Origin of the sequence: Desulfovibrio sp. Huiquan2017 (assembly GCF_017351175.1) — a bacterium.
Taxonomy (GTDB): domain Bacteria; phylum Desulfobacterota; class Desulfovibrionia; order Desulfovibrionales; family Desulfovibrionaceae; genus Pseudodesulfovibrio.
On sequence record NZ_JAFMPN010000011.1, the window covers coordinates 142,505 to 156,726 of the forward strand.

Annotated in this window: 15 protein-coding genes; 8 read left to right on the forward strand and 7 right to left on the reverse strand. The window is 65.1% G+C overall.

Translation table 11 applies throughout. The features are described 5' to 3' along the window. Nucleotides 1-2,706, reverse strand: a complete 2,706-nt coding sequence (locus J0909_RS11190; RefSeq protein ID WP_207262890.1) for a bifunctional acetate--CoA ligase family protein/GNAT family N-acetyltransferase — start codon at nt 2,704-2,706, stop codon at nt 1-3. A 225-nt stretch (nt 2,707-2,931) separates the two neighbouring features. Here J0909_RS11190 and J0909_RS11195 point away from each other — a divergent pair, with 225 nt between their 5' ends. The 3 genes from J0909_RS11195 (at nt 2,932) to J0909_RS11205 (ending at nt 6,076) form a co-directional block, all read left to right on the forward strand. Next, nucleotides 2,932-3,432: a hypothetical protein gene (locus J0909_RS11195; protein WP_207262892.1), complete on the forward strand. Its 501-nt coding sequence runs from the start codon at nt 2,932-2,934 to the stop codon at nt 3,430-3,432. 157 nt (nt 3,433-3,589) lie between these two features. Next, nucleotides 3,590-4,048 carry a FlxA-like family protein gene (locus J0909_RS11200; RefSeq protein WP_207262894.1) on the forward strand — a complete coding sequence of 153 codons (459 nt, stop codon included), beginning with the start codon at nt 3,590-3,592 and terminating at the stop codon, nt 4,046-4,048. A 213-nt stretch (nt 4,049-4,261) separates the two neighbouring features. Then, a complete protein-coding gene (locus tag J0909_RS11205) occupies nt 4,262-6,076 on the forward strand; it encodes a hypothetical protein (protein ID WP_207262896.1) in 1,815 nt (604 codons plus the stop codon). Nucleotides 6,077-6,260: 184 nt separating this feature from the next. Here the strand turns inward: J0909_RS11205 and J0909_RS11210 are convergent, their stop codons facing one another. Beyond that, nucleotides 6,261-6,935, reverse strand: coding sequence for a CBS and ACT domain-containing protein (locus J0909_RS11210; protein ID WP_207262898.1), 675 nt, complete (start codon nt 6,933-6,935; stop codon nt 6,261-6,263). A gap of 291 nt (nt 6,936-7,226) precedes the next feature. Between J0909_RS11210 and J0909_RS11215 the strand changes: the two genes are divergently transcribed. Together J0909_RS11215 and J0909_RS11220 are read left to right on the forward strand one after the other, a co-directional pair. Further along, the gene (locus J0909_RS11215; RefSeq protein WP_207262900.1) at nt 7,227-7,631 is read left to right on the forward strand and encodes a hypothetical protein; all 405 of its coding nucleotides are present in this window, start codon (nt 7,227-7,229) and stop codon (nt 7,629-7,631) included. Then, a complete protein-coding gene (locus J0909_RS11220; protein ID WP_207262901.1) occupies nt 7,628-7,840 on the forward strand; it encodes a hypothetical protein in 213 nt (70 codons plus the stop codon). The genes J0909_RS11215 and J0909_RS11220 overlap by 4 nt, the downstream gene beginning before the upstream one ends. Nucleotides 7,841-7,842: 2 nt before the next feature. On the opposite strand, the gene J0909_RS11225 is transcribed toward J0909_RS11220, so the two are convergent. Continuing rightward, nucleotides 7,843-8,763: a tetratricopeptide repeat protein gene (locus J0909_RS11225; RefSeq protein ID WP_207262903.1), complete on the reverse strand. Its 921-nt coding sequence runs from the start codon at nt 8,761-8,763 to the stop codon at nt 7,843-7,845. Between the two features lie 52 nt (nt 8,764-8,815). Here J0909_RS11225 and J0909_RS11230 point away from each other — a divergent pair, with 52 nt between their 5' ends. After that, nucleotides 8,816-10,102 carry a terminase large subunit domain-containing protein gene (locus J0909_RS11230; protein WP_207262905.1) on the forward strand — a complete coding sequence of 429 codons (1,287 nt, stop codon included), beginning with the start codon at nt 8,816-8,818 and terminating at the stop codon, nt 10,100-10,102. Then, nucleotides 10,089-10,451: a hypothetical protein gene (locus J0909_RS11235; RefSeq protein ID WP_207262907.1), complete on the forward strand. Its 363-nt coding sequence runs from the start codon at nt 10,089-10,091 to the stop codon at nt 10,449-10,451. Before J0909_RS11230 ends, J0909_RS11235 begins: the two co-directional genes overlap by 14 nt. Before the next feature lie 92 nt (nt 10,452-10,543). Here the strand turns inward: J0909_RS11235 and J0909_RS11240 are convergent, their stop codons facing one another. The 4 genes from J0909_RS11240 to J0909_RS11255 form a co-directional block, all read right to left on the reverse strand. Beyond that, nucleotides 10,544-10,978, reverse strand: a complete 435-nt coding sequence (locus J0909_RS11240) for a thioredoxin family protein (protein ID WP_207262909.1) — start codon at nt 10,976-10,978, stop codon at nt 10,544-10,546. A gap of 69 nt (nt 10,979-11,047) precedes the next feature. Further along, entirely contained in the window at nt 11,048-11,458 is a 411-nt protein-coding gene (locus tag J0909_RS11245) for a PaaI family thioesterase (protein ID WP_207262911.1), read from the reverse strand. A gap of 2 nt (nt 11,459-11,460) precedes the next feature. Next, complete coding sequence (locus J0909_RS11250) at nt 11,461-12,276, reverse strand: sugar phosphate isomerase/epimerase family protein (RefSeq protein WP_207262913.1); 816 nt, start codon at nt 12,274-12,276, stop codon at nt 11,461-11,463. A gap of 240 nt (nt 12,277-12,516) precedes the next feature. Next, nucleotides 12,517-12,927, reverse strand: coding sequence for a hypothetical protein (locus J0909_RS11255; protein WP_207262915.1), 411 nt, complete (start codon nt 12,925-12,927; stop codon nt 12,517-12,519). A 181-nt stretch (nt 12,928-13,108) separates the two neighbouring features. Here J0909_RS11255 and J0909_RS11260 point away from each other — a divergent pair, with 181 nt between their 5' ends. Further along, entirely contained in the window at nt 13,109-14,191 is a 1,083-nt protein-coding gene (locus tag J0909_RS11260) for a hypothetical protein (protein ID WP_207262917.1), read from the forward strand. Nucleotides 14,192-14,222: the final 31 nt, after the last annotated feature.

Here is a 14,222-nt window from a genome sequence, read left to right on the forward strand (position 1 = left end):
CTAAAGGACCGCCTTCTCCATGTCCAGGGTCATGTCCACCAGGTCCGGGTCATGCGGATCGGGCGCGATCTCGAAGCCGAACTTCCGGGACAACCCCTGCATGGCCTTGTTTTCGAGCATGGTCTGGCCGGTGAGCAGCCTGGTGCCGCGCTCCCTGGTGTACTGGATGCCCTTGTAAAAGAGCATGGCCCCCAACCCTTCGCCCTTGAGATCCGAACGGACCACAATGGCGAATTCCGCCTCGGAGTTGTCGGGCTTGGTGTTGGTGCGCATGACCCCGAGCGTCTCGGGTTCGCCCCGCTCGTCCAAGGCCGTGGCGATGAAGGCCATCTCCCGGTCGTAGTCGATCTGGGTGAAACGGGCGATGTCCTTGTGGTCGAACTCGCGCTGAACCACGCCGAAGAACCGCAACCGCAGATCCTCGTCCGAGAGGCTGGCCAGAAAGACGCGATGGGTCTCCTCGTCCTCGGGTCGGATGGGCCGCAGGGTGACCTGGCGGCCGGACTTCAGGGTGACGCACTCCTCAAGTTCGCGGGGATAGGGGCGGATGGCCAACCGGGACTCGCCCGTGCCGTCAAAGGGCGCGATGTCGATCTTGGCGTCCAGGGCGAGCACGCCTTCGGAATCGGCATAGAGCGGGTTGATGTCGATGGCCGTGATCTGGGGCACGTCCACGATGAGCTGGGATATCTGAATGATCGTCAGACAGATATCGTCGATGTCCGCCGGAGCGTGGGACGGGGTCCCCTTGAGCAAGGTGCTGATGCGCGTGCGCGAAACCAGTTCGCGGGCCAGGGACATGGACAGGGGCGGCAGGGTCAGGGCCTGGTCCTGGATCATCTCGCGGGCCATGCCGCCGTGGCCGAACAGCAGCACCGGGCCGAAGGTCCGGTCCAGGTGGGCGGACACGGACAGTTCGTGCGCGCCGGGCCTGCGCCCCATCTTCTGAACCGTAAAGCCCTCGATGTAGGCGTCGGGCCGCTCCCGGGTGCAACGGGCCAGGATGGAGGCCGCGCCCTCCCAGACGCGCTCGGGCGTTTCCAGGTCCAGGAGCACGCCGCCCACGTCGTAGGGCTGGGGAACCTGCGGGCTCCGGAGCTTCAGGGCCACGGGGTAACCCAGGGCGTCGGCCGCTATGACCGCCTCCTTGGCGGACACGGCGATGCGCGTCTCGACCACGGGGATGCCGTAGGCGGCCAGGATGTCCTTGGCCTCGGGCTCGGTCAGGGCCTTGCGCCCGTTGTCCAGGGCGTTGCGCACGATCTTCCTTGCCCGGGCCGTATCCGGGAAGAAGTCCGTGGGCAGGGAGTCCGGGGTCTCGATGAGCATATCCTGGTTGTGCAGGTACTCGGCCATGTACAGGAAGGCCTGTACCGCCTGGGTGGGGGTCTCGTAGGTGGGGATGCCTGCGTTGCGGAAGATCTCCCGGGCCTGCCCGGCCTTGCCCGAGCCGAGCCATGCGGTCAGGACCATGCGCCGGACCCGCTTCAGGGAATCGCGGATGGCCTCGGCCACCTCCACGTCCGGCTGGGCGGCCCAGGGCACGTGCATGGCCAGGATGCCGTTGGAATTCTTATCCTTGATGAGCAGCTTGAGGACTTCGGAATAGGCCTTGCCGTCGGCATTGAAGGGGATGTCCACGGGATTGGCCCGAGACCAGTTGCCCGCGCCGAGCACGTTGTCGATGCCCTTGATGGTCTCCTCGGACAGAGGGGCCATCTCGCCGCCGCCGACCAGCAGCCGGTCGGCGGCCAGGATGCCCGCGCTGGTCCCGTTGGTCAGGATGGTCAGCTTGCGGCCGTAGACCTGGCGGGGCGTGGACAGGGTCTGGGCCGCGTCGAACAGGCCGTCGATGTCCGCAACCCGGAGCATGCCCGCCCGGCGGAAGGCCACATCGTATATCTCGTCGGAATGGCGGCCGTCGCCGGTCTCGCGCAGCTTGAGGTCGCCGAGCACGGTGTCCAGGGCCTGGCCCGGCCGGATGACCAGGACCGGCTTGTTGCGCGAGGCGGCCCGGGCCGCGGACATGAACTCGCGGGCATCCTTGATGGATTCCACGTAAAGCATGATGGACCGGGTCAGCGGGTCCGAGCCGAGGTAGTCGAGGATGTCGGCGAAGGTCACGTCGATGCGGCTGCCCAGCGCGACCATATGCGAAAAGCCCACGCCCTTGTCGATGGCCCAGTCCAGGACCGTGGCGAAGAGTGAATCCGACTGCGAGATGAAGGCCACCTTGCCCGGCTCCACCCGGGCGTGGGCCAGGGAGGCGTTCAGGTTCAGCGACGGGACCATGAATCCCAGGGACTTGGGCCCGAGGATGCGGATCTCCGGCGGCCGAGCGATGGACAGAATGGTGGATTTGATGTCCTGGCTTTCTTCGTAGGACATGGAGGCGAAGCCCGCGCCCATGATCACGGCCGCATGGGTGCCCCGCTCCCTCAGGGAATGAATGACCTCCGGGACCTCGTCCAAGGGCGAACAGACCACGGCCAGGTCCGGGGTCTTGGGCAGATGCTTGACCGAGGGATAGGTCAGCACCCCGGCTATGGCCTCGGCTTGGGACGAAACCGGCATGACCGGCCCCAGGAACCCCCCGGCCATGATATTGCGCATGACGATGTTGCCCGCATTCCGGGGATCATTGGTGGCCCCGATGACCGCAACGGAGGTGGGCTTGAAGAGATATTCGAGGTTGGTGAGGCTCATGTGGCTCCTTGAGATGTCGTGACGGAAGCGATTTAGGCAAAGGATAGCGCCTTTTGCCGCCATGAGGCAACCGCAGAATGGACGCGCCGGGTCCCTGGTCCCCCAGGCTGGGCGGGTCTTTCCGACGCCGTCCATATAAAGATAAATATACAACCATAAAGTTTTCCATGAAGCGTTCGATAAGGCCCATGAGGGGATGTTACACGCAGCAAGGAAGTGTAAACCATGGCTATCGAATCGTTGATGCAACAGACCGGAGCATTCGTAGATACGCTGACCATCAAGCCCGCAAGCACGGACAAGACCGAGGCCAAAACCGCCATGGAAGCCCGCGTCCCCGAGCAGGGAGACCTCGTGGCCATCTCTGAGGAAGGTCGCGCCTTGGCTGCGGCCGAAGAATCCGGCGACTCTGAAAAGTCCAAGGATTCCAAGGTGAGCATCGCCGCCGAGCAGCCCGATGAAAGCGAGGAAGAGAGCGAGGTCGACCGGATCATCCGCATGCTCAAGGAGCAGATCAAGCGCATCAAGGAAGAGATCAAGGAATTGGAAAACTCGGACCTGCCCGAAAAGCTGAAGCAAACCATGATCCAGGACAAGCAGGTCATGCTCATGGATTTGAACGACCAGCTGTCCGAAGCTTTGGAGAAAAAAATGAATGCCCTCGGCAGCACCGTGAGCGGCGGCACCCCGGCCAAGCAATTCGGCAACACGGCCAAAACTTTCTGATCAGAGAAGCCCGCGCCGAGGGCGAACACGCAGTCTCGATACGACCGGCCCATTGCGGGCCGGGCTATCGGTTTGCCAACAGGCATAGAGCGTTCTATAAATTGTCCGGTAAATCGGATGAGGGGATGCCCATACCAGCAACAAAGGAGTGCGGAATATGGCTATCGAATCATTGATGCAGCAGGCGGGAGCTTTCGTGGACGCACTGACCGTCAAGCCCGCAGCCACGGACAAGACCGAGGCCGAAACCGCCATGGAGGCCCGCCTCCCGGACCAGGGCGACACCGTGACCATCTCCGAGGAGGGGCGCGCCCTGATCGCCATGGAAAAGCCCGGCGAATCCGGGGAATCCGACCAGGATTCGGACCTGGATCAGACTATCGACTCCCTGAGGCAGCGCATCCGGAAGTTGGAAAAGGAAATCAAGGCGCTGGAGAAAGACGAAGAGGTGCCTGACGAGCGCAAGCAGATGGAGCTTCAAGATAAGCAAAAACAGCTCATGGAGTTGCGCAACCAATTGCTCCAGGCCCAGCAGTCCAAGCTCAAGGTCTCCGGCACGGCCGACGGCGGCGGTACCCGCGCCAACGGCTTCGGCAATACCGCCGAGACCTTCTGACCGGACCGACAGAACAGCGCAAGCGGACGCGACGGGGCTCCTCGCCGCGCCCGCTTGCTTTAACCCCCCTGGCCGAGTCCCCCTTCCCCGGAAACGGCAAACAACCCCCTTGACGCCCTTTTTCCCCGTCGTATATTGTAAATATACGCCGGAAGGCCCCTCTGCGGGCGATTGCGGACCATGGAAGGTCGGCTCGGCGGGGAGAAACATCCCATGTCCATGGGAGTTACCGACTTTATCGTGGCGGGCCCTCCGGGCCAGATCACGGCAGGCCCGGCTGGCTCGTTCCAGGCGGCTGCGCCCGGGCAAGTCTCCATCGGCGAGCCCGGCCATGTGCCCATCGACACCACGCCCGCGCACGTACCCATCGACACGTCCGTGGCCCGAATCCCCTACGCCGCGTCCACAGGCGGAGGGGCCTTTGCGCTTGCGGCCTCCAGCGGCGGCCTGACCCCGGGCACGTCCTCCGCGCACATCGGCGGCGGGACCGTGGGCAGCGTCACCGGTTCGGGCGGCATCGGATTGACCGGCGGCGGCAGTGCCGCCAGTCCGAGCACCACCAGCGGCGGCCAGGTCTCGGGTGGGGCCAGCGTGCCCATCTCCACCGAACCGGGCCAGCCGAACATCGCCCGGTCCACGGGCGGCAGCGCGGGCCAGACCGGCAGCGGCAACGCCATTTCCCCGGCCACGGGCGGCGGCCCGGTCTCGGGCGGAGCCAACGTACCCATCTCCACCGAGAGCGGTAGATCGGCCACAGCCCCGGCCACCGGAGGCAGCACCATCAGCGCCGGAGGTGGCGGCCCCGTCGATCGCCCCGGGTCTCCTGCGGGCATGGCCGCGGGCAACGTGGCCATCGCGCCGGGCCTGGGCGTACAGCCCATTTCCCCGGCGGGCAGCGTGAACATCGCGCCCAAGATAGGCTTCTCCATGCCCATCCTGACCGGGTTCGTGCCCATCTCCCCGGGCGGGACCATCATGGCCCACCGCATGACCAGCCCGCACGGCATGTTCTTCGGCCATACCCAGCACTGGCCCAACGACGTCTTCCAGCACTCGCGAGCCTCCACGCCCTACATCCCGCCCACCGTGCCCATGGCCCCGTGGGTGCCGACGGCCGACGGCTACGCCGAACCCTTTTCCCTGCCCAAGGTCGACTTCGCCCAGGACATGGGCCGGGGCACGCCCATCGACATGCGCTCCGAATATTCCATGCACATCGACCAAACCCAGGACATCGAGCAAAATCGCGAGGCAAACTACGACCGGACCGTGGATCAGACCTTGGACCTGTCCATGCACACGGCCATAGAGCGCAGCGACCGCTACGTGAATCAAAACGAATTCGACAATTCCACCACCCGCAACCTGGACCTGTCCACGAACCGAACCACCGAAAACACCCAGGACATCACCCAGAACTTCAACCGCGACAACAACTTTCACACCGAGACCAACGTGGTCAACGAACAGGACAACTCACGCAGCTTCACCAACGAGGAACACCGCGAGACCACCCTGTCCACCGAGAACACCGAGATTCGCAACGTGGACGCGAGCCGGGACACCACTGAAAATCACATCGTGGAGCGGAACGAGGCGGACAATTCCCGGACCGAGGTGGTCACCGAGCTGCACTCCTCCCTGACCTACGCCGACACCCATGTGAACGAAATCGACAACTCCCGCCGCGAGGAGCAGACCACGGCCTACAACTTCACGGACCAGGACAATTCCCGAACCACGTTCGTCAACGACAACGACACCGTGCTCGAAGAGAACCGCACCGTGACCATGGCCTTTCCGGAATCACGAACCGTGGAGGCGGATAACTCCACCACCCTCACCCAGGTGAACAACTTCGAAAATGTGGACCGCAGCAGCTCGGAGATCAACAACATCGACGCGAGTCGGGTCCAGTTCGTCACCGACCAGGACCCGACTTACGTGTTCGACAATTCCTCGCGCACCTTCCTCAACTTCGACGCCCCCGAACGCATGGGCGGCGACATCGTGGTCGGCAACGCCTAGGCCGGGAGCGGACATCCCGTGCGCCAGACGGCAGGAGGCCGCCCCATTGCGGGGCGGCCTCCTGGTCTTGAAAAGGCAGAGATCGTCGGTAAGATATGACTATATTACGATCTAGTAGAAATCAAGAACTTATCGTACCGTTATTGAAAAACAGGCTCTTCAGCGGACCGCGTCCGGCCACCGCCTAGATGACGCTGTGGACCGAATCCACGGCCCAATAGACCACCTCGAACTGTTCGGCCAGGTCTTGCTTGAGGCGCTTGAACTCGGGCTTCTCCATGTCGCGGATGCGGACGTAAACGTTCTTGAAGCCTTCGGACTCGGGCACGTTGTGGGTCATGATGGACATGATCCGCGCACCGTGTTCCTTGAGGAAGGCCAGCACCGGGCGCAGGCTGCCCGGAGCCGTGGACAGGCGCAGGCAGAACTGGGCACCGCCCTCGTAGATGCCGGAAATTTCCACCAGGACCTTGAAAATGTCGGTATCGGTGATGATGCCCACCACGTGGTCTTCCTCGTTGACCACCGGCAGGCCGCCGAAATTGCCCTCGAGCATGAGCACTGCGGCCTTTTCCACGGTCTCGGTGTCGCGGATGGTAACCACCTTCTTGGTCATGATGTCCGCGATCTTGATCTCGGAGAGAAGGTAGTACAACTCGTGCACGTCCAACGTGGTGGCCTTGGACGGGGAGGCGTCCTTGACGTCGCGGTCCGAGACAATGCCCACGATCCGACCGCTTGCGTCCACGACGGGAAGACGGCTGATGCCCTTGTCCTTCATGAGCTTGGAGGCCTTCATCATGGAGTGTTCCGGGGTGATGGTGATGACGTTTGTGGTCATCCAGTTGGCTACCAGCATAGAGTTCCCTCCTTGGGTTAACCGGCCTCGCACGGCCGGATGCAGTCAATATTCCGAATCATTCTTAACGATTCCCACGCCATTTGGCTAGCCCTACAGCGGCTTTTTCGCGCACCGGGCCGCGCCCGCCCGGCGACTGTAGCGGCGCGAAACCCGTCAAGTTGTTTTTTCATGCCATTTAGCCGTTTTTCCCTGTCATTCTCTCCCCGAAACGGGATTTCCCGAAAACAGGGGCTATGCTCGTCCCGGACCGGGGTGACTCGCGCAACCCTCTAGGATTTGGAGAACGACATGGTACCGATTATCACGGCCGTGGCCGGGCTGCTGACCACGGTGGTGGAAGGAGTCACGGACCACTTCAAGGGCAAACGGGATCTGAAGAAGGCGGTCATGGAGAACCGCATCCGGCTGGCCCATTCCGACCAGGAATTCAACCACGACTGGGAGATGAAGCAGCTTGAAAACGCGGGCTGGAAGGACGACGTGCTCTTCTTCGCCTGGATCGGCTTCTTCATCTGGTCCGGGGCGGACCCCGAAGGGGCGGCCAAGGTCATCCGGGCCTGGGAGGCCCTGCCCGACTGGTTCCTGCAGATCACCTTCTGGATCGTGGCCGCCGTGCTCGGGGTCAAGAAAATCGGCGATTACCTGCCCGGCGCGGTGCGCGGTCTCAAGGACGCCCTGGGAGGCCGCAAATGACGGCCATGGAACGACAGGACCTCCAGGACCTTCTGGTCCGCATCGACGAACGGGTCAAGGCCATCCAGGAGGCCATCCGGGAAATCAACGACACCCGGCAGTGCGCCGGGAATCGAGAAAAAATCCGTTTCCTGGAGCGCCTCGTCTGGGGCAGCCTGGCGGGCACAGCCGCCTTGGGCGGGCGCCTCATTTTCGAGGCCCTGCGATGAACCTAGGGAAGCGTTTTGTCCCGGTACCGTCCGAGTTGGTCCCTGTACCGGGAAGCCAGGGCGTCGTCTCCCTGCGCTCGGGCCAAGGAAAGAGCCTTCTCCGCGGCCTCGATGGCCTGTTCCGTCTCCCCGGCGCCCGCCAGGGCCTCGGCCAGCAGTCCATACAGGACGCTCCGGCCCGGGGCGAGCCTGACGGCCCGCCGGTAATCCCGGACGGCCCGCTCGTACCGGCCGAGCCGAATCAGGGCCTCCCCGCGCGCGGAGAGCAACCGGACGTTGTCCGAATCCAGGATGTACGCCTGGGACAGGTCGCTCAGGGCGGCCTCGTATTGCCGCCGGGCCAGATAGACCATGCCGCGATTGTAGTTGGCCTCCAGGTTGGCGGGATTGATGGCCAGGGCCTTGCCGAAGTCGTCGATGGCCTCGTCCTCGCGGTGCAGTTGCATGTAGCACAGCCCGCGCCGCACGAACGCCTCGGCGACGGACGGATCGCTCCGGATCACCTCGGAAAAATCCCGCGCCGCTTCGCGGTACCGCCCGAGCTGTTCAAGGATGACGCCACGCGAATAATGCGACTGGGCGCGGTCCGGCTTGAGTTCGATGGCCCGATTCACATCGGCCAGGGCCTCGGCCATGCGCCCTTTGGAATACAGGATGGTCGCCCGGTAGTACCGCGCATTGGCCAAATCCGGGTCCAGCTCCAACGCCTGGTTCAGGTAGTCGAGCGCCGCGTCCTCGTCCAGGAACTCGTCATCATGCCGAAGCTGCAAGGCCTCGGCCAGCGCCTCGGCAGCCTGGGCCTCACGACGTTGCGCCGCCAGTTCCGCGGAGGAAAGCGGCGACGGCGGCGGGCCTTCCTCCTTCACGCAACCCGGCGCGACCAGAAGCAGACAAAAAAACACAATCAGGGCGCAACTTCGCATAGCCGTCAAATACCCTCGGCCCCGGCCGCCCGTCAACATAAGCGAGGAAACCATGTCCATTAACCTGTACGTCCCCCGGGAACATCAGGCGCGGATCGAAGCGGAACTCGGACGTTTCTCCGTCCTGGTCTGCCACCGCCGTTTCGGCAAAACCGTGCTCTCCGTGAACCGGCTCATCCGCGCGGCCCGGAAAACACGTCGCGACGACTGGCGCGGGGCCTATATCGCCCCGCTCTACCGCCAGGCCAAGACCGTGGTCTGGGACGAGCTCAAACGCTACTGCGGCCAGGGTCTGGACGGCTGCACCGTCAAATTCAACGAGACCGAACTGCGCGCCGACTTCGACAACGGCGCGCGCATCCGCCTGTTCGGGGCCAACAACCCCGATTCCCTGCGCGGCATGTACCTCGACGGCGTGGTCTTCGACGAGGTGGCCCAAATGCCCCTGCGCGTCTGGACCGAGGTCATCCGGCCCGCCCTGTCCGACCGCAAGGGCTGGGCCATGTTCATCGGCACCCCGCGCGGCAAGAACGCCCTCTATGAGATATGGGAAAAGGCCAGGCTCGACCCGGATTGGCTGGCCGCCATGTACCGCGCCTCCGAGACCGGAATCATCCCGGTCGACGAACTCGCCGCCAGCGCCCGCGAAATGTCGCCCGAGGAATACGAGCAGGAGTTCGAATGTTCGTTCACCGCCGCCATCCGCGGGGCCTACTTCGGCCAGCTCCTGGCCGACGCCGACCGCGAAGGCCGCGTGACCGCCGTGCCCCACGACCCGTCCATGCCCGTGCATACCGCCTGGGACCTGGGGATGTCCGACTCCACGTCCATCTGGTTCGTCCAGGCCAAGCCCGGCGGCACCTTCGCGGTCATCGACTATTACGAGGCCAGCGGCGAGGGCCTCGACCACTACGCCAAGGTCCTGGATGAAAAAGACTACAAATACGGCAACCATATAGCGCCACATGACATCCGCGTGCGCGAACTCGGCACCGGCAAGTCGCGCCTGGAAACGGCCCGCTCCCTGGGCATCCGCTTCGACATCGCCGCCAACATCCCCATACAGGACGGCATCAACGCCGTACGCACCATCCTGCCGCGTTGCTGGTTCGACGAGGCCCGCTGCGGCCCCGGCATCGAGGCCCTGCGCCACTACCGGCGCGCCTTCAACGAACGGACCGCCGACTTCTCGTCCCGGCCCATGCACGACTGGACCAGCCACGCGGCAGACGGTTTCCGCTACTTCGCCGTGGGCTTCCGCGAGCCCGAGGCCGGGCCCCGGCCGGCCCGGACCGCCAACAACTACAACCCGTTCGGAGGCAACCATGCCCGTGACTGAGACGCCCTCGCGCCCAGCCCTTCTGGCCAACTTCCCGGAAAACGGCCCCTACCGCTGGCTCGAACTCGCCGACGGCCTCGGCCGCTACGGGGTCTGCGCCATCGCCGCGCGACCCGACTACCTCGAACTGCACATCACCATGACCCGCTGGGGCCCGGCCACGCGCCGGGTCCTGGCCCGAGACCTGGAATGGCTCAAAGGCGAGGCCCGCCGGTTGGGCCTGTCCAGAATCCTGGGCGTCCGGGCCGACGGCAACGGCCGGTTCGACCCCAACCTCTTCCGCTTCGCCCGGCTCTACGGCTTCGCCGAAAACCACGTCTTCCAGACGGCCAGCCTGGACGTGGACTAGCGGGCGCGACGGCCCATTGACGAAAAACGCCTCCGGTGGGTCCTTCGAAAAGGAGCCCAGCCGGAGGCGATTGGCGGACATTGCCGGGACGCCTATACGTGCTGCCGCGTCCAGGCCTCGATGTCCCGGGCGTTCATGGCTCCGGACTGGCGGGCGATTTCCCGGCCGTCGCGGAACAGAATGAGAGTGGGCACGGCGCGGATACCGTAACGGGCGGCGACCGCCTGTTCGGCCGAGGTATCGATCTTGGCCAGGCGGACCCGGGGGAAGAGGGTTTTGGCGGCGTCGGCGAACTGGGGGCCCATCATGAGGCAAGGGCCGCAGGTGGGCGAATAGAAATCCACAAGGATGGGGACTTCGGATTTGGCTATGTGCCGGTCGAAGGTCGAGCCCACGAGTTCAAGCGGGTGGTCTTCAAAGACCTTGGCGTGGCATTTGCCACAGGCGGCTTCGGCCTCGCGGCCGGGGTGAATGCGGTTGACGGCCCCGCAGTGGGGACAGACGATGAGTCGGTTGTCGGTGGTCATGGTATTCCTCCGTAAATGTCGTACGGAAGAAAAATAAGCATGAAACCGCTCGGGGCAAGGGGGGATGGATCAGGCCAGGAGCAGGAACGAGGCCGTGGCCCGGGCCACCTCGCGGCCGTCGGACGAAGCGGCGGCCTCGACGAACAGGACGCGCCCGCCGCGCTTGACCACGCGGGCCTCGCAGACCAGGTCCCCGCCGGGTTTGGCGGCGCGCAGATAGCTGACGGACAGGTCCACGGTGGTGGTCCTCTGGCCGGGCCGGTTGCCGCCGAGCACGGCGTGGGCCATGGCCTCGTCGAGCAGGGTGGCCAGCACGCCGCCCGCGACCATGCCCGCGCCCTGGGTCAGTTCCGGACGGAAGGGCAGACGGAGCACGGCCCGATCCGGTTCGACGGCGTCGACGACGATGCCGAGGAAGGCGAAAAGGCGATTCACGGTCTGGCCGGGCCGCCGGACCGCGTCAAGATAGGATTGGGGCATGATCATTCACTCCGGCCGGTTGCAAGCCGCGCCTGCATGCCGCGGCGCAGCCTTGTCAGCATTTCCACGGTACCCTCCGCATCGTCGGGGAAGGCGCCGGGCTCCAGTTCAAGGGTAATGTATCCGGCGTAGCCCCGTTTGCCAAGGCGCTCAAGAAAGGCGTCCAGCGGCAACGCGCCCCGGCCCGGAGCGAGGTGTTCGGTATACCCCACGGCGTCGGAGAAATGGACGTTGCAGAGCAGGTCGGACGGCACCCTGTCAATGGCCTGGAGCACGTCGCGTCCCGACACGCCCATATGACAGACATCGAAGGTCAGGCCCACGTTCCTGTCGCGGCATTGGGCCATGAGCTTGTCCAACGGGTCACGGCCGAAGGGCGACCCTTCGGCCCAGGGCATGTTCTCCAGCGAGAAACGGATGCGGCCCTTGGCGTCCAGGAGCAGCGGCAGGTCCACGGCCTTTTCGAACCAGCGGTTCTGGATCATGTTGGACAACCGCGAACCGGGCGGATGCATGACGATGTGATCCGCCTCGGGCAGGGAGTTGGCCAGGGCCGTGGTCGCCTTCCAGGCATTGAGATGCCCGCCCCAGGCCGCCCAGTCACGAAACGGTGCGTGCAGGCTGCGGATGGGCAGGATGTCGTGAACCGCGCCCAGCCCGGCATCGGGCGTGAGCCCGGGCGAGTTCATGATCAGCTCCATGCCCGCAAATCCGGCCTCCCGGCCCATGCGCGCCACGAGCTTGAGCGGCAGGTGAAACAGACACCCCGCCGACAGCAAAATGTGTGGGCCGCCCCGGCCCGTTGCGGCTTCTCCCATGCCTGCACCATACGGTCCGGCCCGGTCCAGGCAACAGCTAATCGGGGAAGGGTGCAATTCGGCTGGTAAACGGCAGCCGGGCGCGAACGCGCCGAACAAAGGCCGCCGTGCGGTTTCCCGCCGATCGACGCCACGGCGCACGGACCGGAGCCGGGTTGGCGAGCGAAAAACCGCCCAACAAATGGAAGCATCTATTTTATTGAATATAAAACAGAAAAGGCGGACGATAACCTATCGACATCACGCCTTCGGGGACTTCTCGATGAGGTCGACCAAGACCAGAGCCCAGGCGATGTCGCGCTTGTTGTCCTCGGTCATGACGTCCAAGAGCCACTCCTTGAGCGGTTTGATCGCCGCCTTAAGGCGCGCCGAACCCCGGTCCGCCACATGATAGGCCGCGTCCAGGGCGTCCAGGCACAGGGTGTCGAACGCTTCCCCGAACCCGTCCGCATACCCGACCACGCGCAACGAGGCGTGGTAGGCCGCGATCTCCCGGACCTTCAGCAGCCCGAACACCACCGCCTCCACTTGCCTGTAATCCCGGCCCCATATATCCGCGCCCCGGATCTCCGGGCGCGGCGGAACGGCCCTGCGCTCCCCGCGCCGGTCCAGTGTCCGCCGGAATTCATCCAAGGCTACCACATTGCCCATTGTCCGCTCCTCGCTCCAATCATCGTCCCTTCTTTTCGGCCGTTTTCCCGATTCCTTAAGGCCCCTCTTCACGGTTTCGCCGGAGCGGCGGCATGGGCGGACCGCCGGGGCCCATACCGGCCGATTCGCATCGCCGCCACAGGCCCCTTGACGCGGACGCGCCCAGGGGTGAGAAGAAAGCATGTTGCTGGATGTGCCCTTTTTGCCCCGCGACGATTACGTCACCTTCCTGCGCGAGCGGTCCGACCGGCTCGCCTCGGTCCATTTCTCGTTGCACGACCCGCGCGTGCCCAACGCCCGCCAACGGCTCGGCGCGGCTGGCGCGATACCGGATGCAACGGCGGACGTCGAAACGGTCATCCGGGGGTTGAACCGGCTGCCGGGCGTGGACCGGTTCCTGCTCATGAATGGACGGATGCACCGGCCGGAGCGGTATTTCGACCAGGCGGGCCTGCACCGGACCGCCGATCTTCTGGAACGGCTGGCCGACGAGGCCGGGCTGACCGGAGTGGTTTTCGCGGACGGATATTATCTCCAGGCGTTGTCCGACGCCCGGCCCGAGGTGTGCGAACGGCTGGAGGCGGTGCCGAGCGTCAACGCCATGCCGGACACGCCCGCCCGGGTCTTCGCCCTGCTGGATCTGATCGCGGAGACGGCGTTTCGCCCGCCGTCGCGGCTGGTGGCGGATCGGGCCCTGAACCGCGATCCCGAGGGGCTGGCCGCGCTGGCCCACGGGCTGCGCTCCCGGCATGTGGACATCCGCCTGTTTCTCCTGGCCAACGAGGGCTGCCTGCACCAATGCCCGTACAAGCCCGCGCACGACGCCCACGTGGCCCTGGTGGTGGAAGGGTTGTGCGGAGACCGGACCTTCGCCCTGAACCGGGACCTGGGCTGCGTGCGGCGCATGCTGGAGGAGCCGGGGCACATGCTCGCCTCGCCGTTCATCCGGCCCGAAGACGCGGGCCGCTATGAGGGGCTCGCCCACGGGCTCAAACTCTGCGGGCGCAACCGGGGCGCGGATTTTCTCCTGCGCGCGGTGGCGGCCTACGTGGAGGAGCAGTACGCGGGCAACCTCCTGGACCTGATGGACGCCATGGGCGACCTGGCCGAGCGGGTGCACATCCCCAACCACGGCCTTCCCGCCGATTTTTTCGAGCAGGTCACGGCCTGCGACAAGGCCTGCCGGGCCTGCGGCCTGTGCGCGGCCCTGGCAAGGCGCATCGTGGAGCGCACGGACCCCGGCCTGCCCGGGTTCCGGCCCTGACCATCGCCATTTACCCCGGCCCGCCGTCAGC

What these genes read in the sequence shown, in the direction of transcription:
- J0909_RS11235 (WP_207262907.1), top strand. Translation starts at nt 10,089, where the DNA reads ATGCCCGTGACTGAGACGCCCTCGCGCCCAGCCCTTCTGGCCAACTTC.
- J0909_RS11250 (WP_207262913.1), bottom strand. Translation starts at nt 12,276, where the DNA reads ATGGGAGAAGCCGCAACGGGCCGGGGCGGCCCACACATTTTGCTGTCG.
- J0909_RS11220 (WP_207262901.1), top strand. Translation starts at nt 7,628, where the DNA reads ATGACGGCCATGGAACGACAGGACCTCCAGGACCTTCTGGTCCGCATC.
- J0909_RS11200 (WP_207262894.1), top strand. Translation starts at nt 3,590, where the DNA reads ATGGCTATCGAATCATTGATGCAGCAGGCGGGAGCTTTCGTGGACGCA.
- J0909_RS11215 (WP_207262900.1), top strand. Translation starts at nt 7,227, where the DNA reads ATGGTACCGATTATCACGGCCGTGGCCGGGCTGCTGACCACGGTGGTG.
- J0909_RS11230 (WP_207262905.1), top strand. Translation starts at nt 8,816, where the DNA reads ATGTCCATTAACCTGTACGTCCCCCGGGAACATCAGGCGCGGATCGAA.
- J0909_RS11205 (WP_207262896.1), top strand. Translation starts at nt 4,262, where the DNA reads ATGTCCATGGGAGTTACCGACTTTATCGTGGCGGGCCCTCCGGGCCAG.
- J0909_RS11255 (WP_207262915.1), bottom strand. Translation starts at nt 12,927, where the DNA reads ATGGGCAATGTGGTAGCCTTGGATGAATTCCGGCGGACACTGGACCGG.
- J0909_RS11240 (WP_207262909.1), bottom strand. Translation starts at nt 10,978, where the DNA reads ATGACCACCGACAACCGACTCATCGTCTGTCCCCACTGCGGGGCCGTC.
- J0909_RS11245 (WP_207262911.1), bottom strand. Translation starts at nt 11,458, where the DNA reads ATGCCCCAATCCTATCTTGACGCGGTCCGGCGGCCCGGCCAGACCGTG.
- J0909_RS11190 (WP_207262890.1), bottom strand. Translation starts at nt 2,706, where the DNA reads ATGAGCCTCACCAACCTCGAATATCTCTTCAAGCCCACCTCCGTTGCG.
- J0909_RS11195 (WP_207262892.1), top strand. Translation starts at nt 2,932, where the DNA reads ATGGCTATCGAATCGTTGATGCAACAGACCGGAGCATTCGTAGATACG.
- J0909_RS11210 (WP_207262898.1), bottom strand. Translation starts at nt 6,935, where the DNA reads ATGCTGGTAGCCAACTGGATGACCACAAACGTCATCACCATCACCCCG.
- J0909_RS11260 (WP_207262917.1), top strand. Translation starts at nt 13,109, where the DNA reads ATGTTGCTGGATGTGCCCTTTTTGCCCCGCGACGATTACGTCACCTTC.
- J0909_RS11225 (WP_207262903.1), bottom strand. Translation starts at nt 8,763, where the DNA reads ATGCGAAGTTGCGCCCTGATTGTGTTTTTTTGTCTGCTTCTGGTCGCG.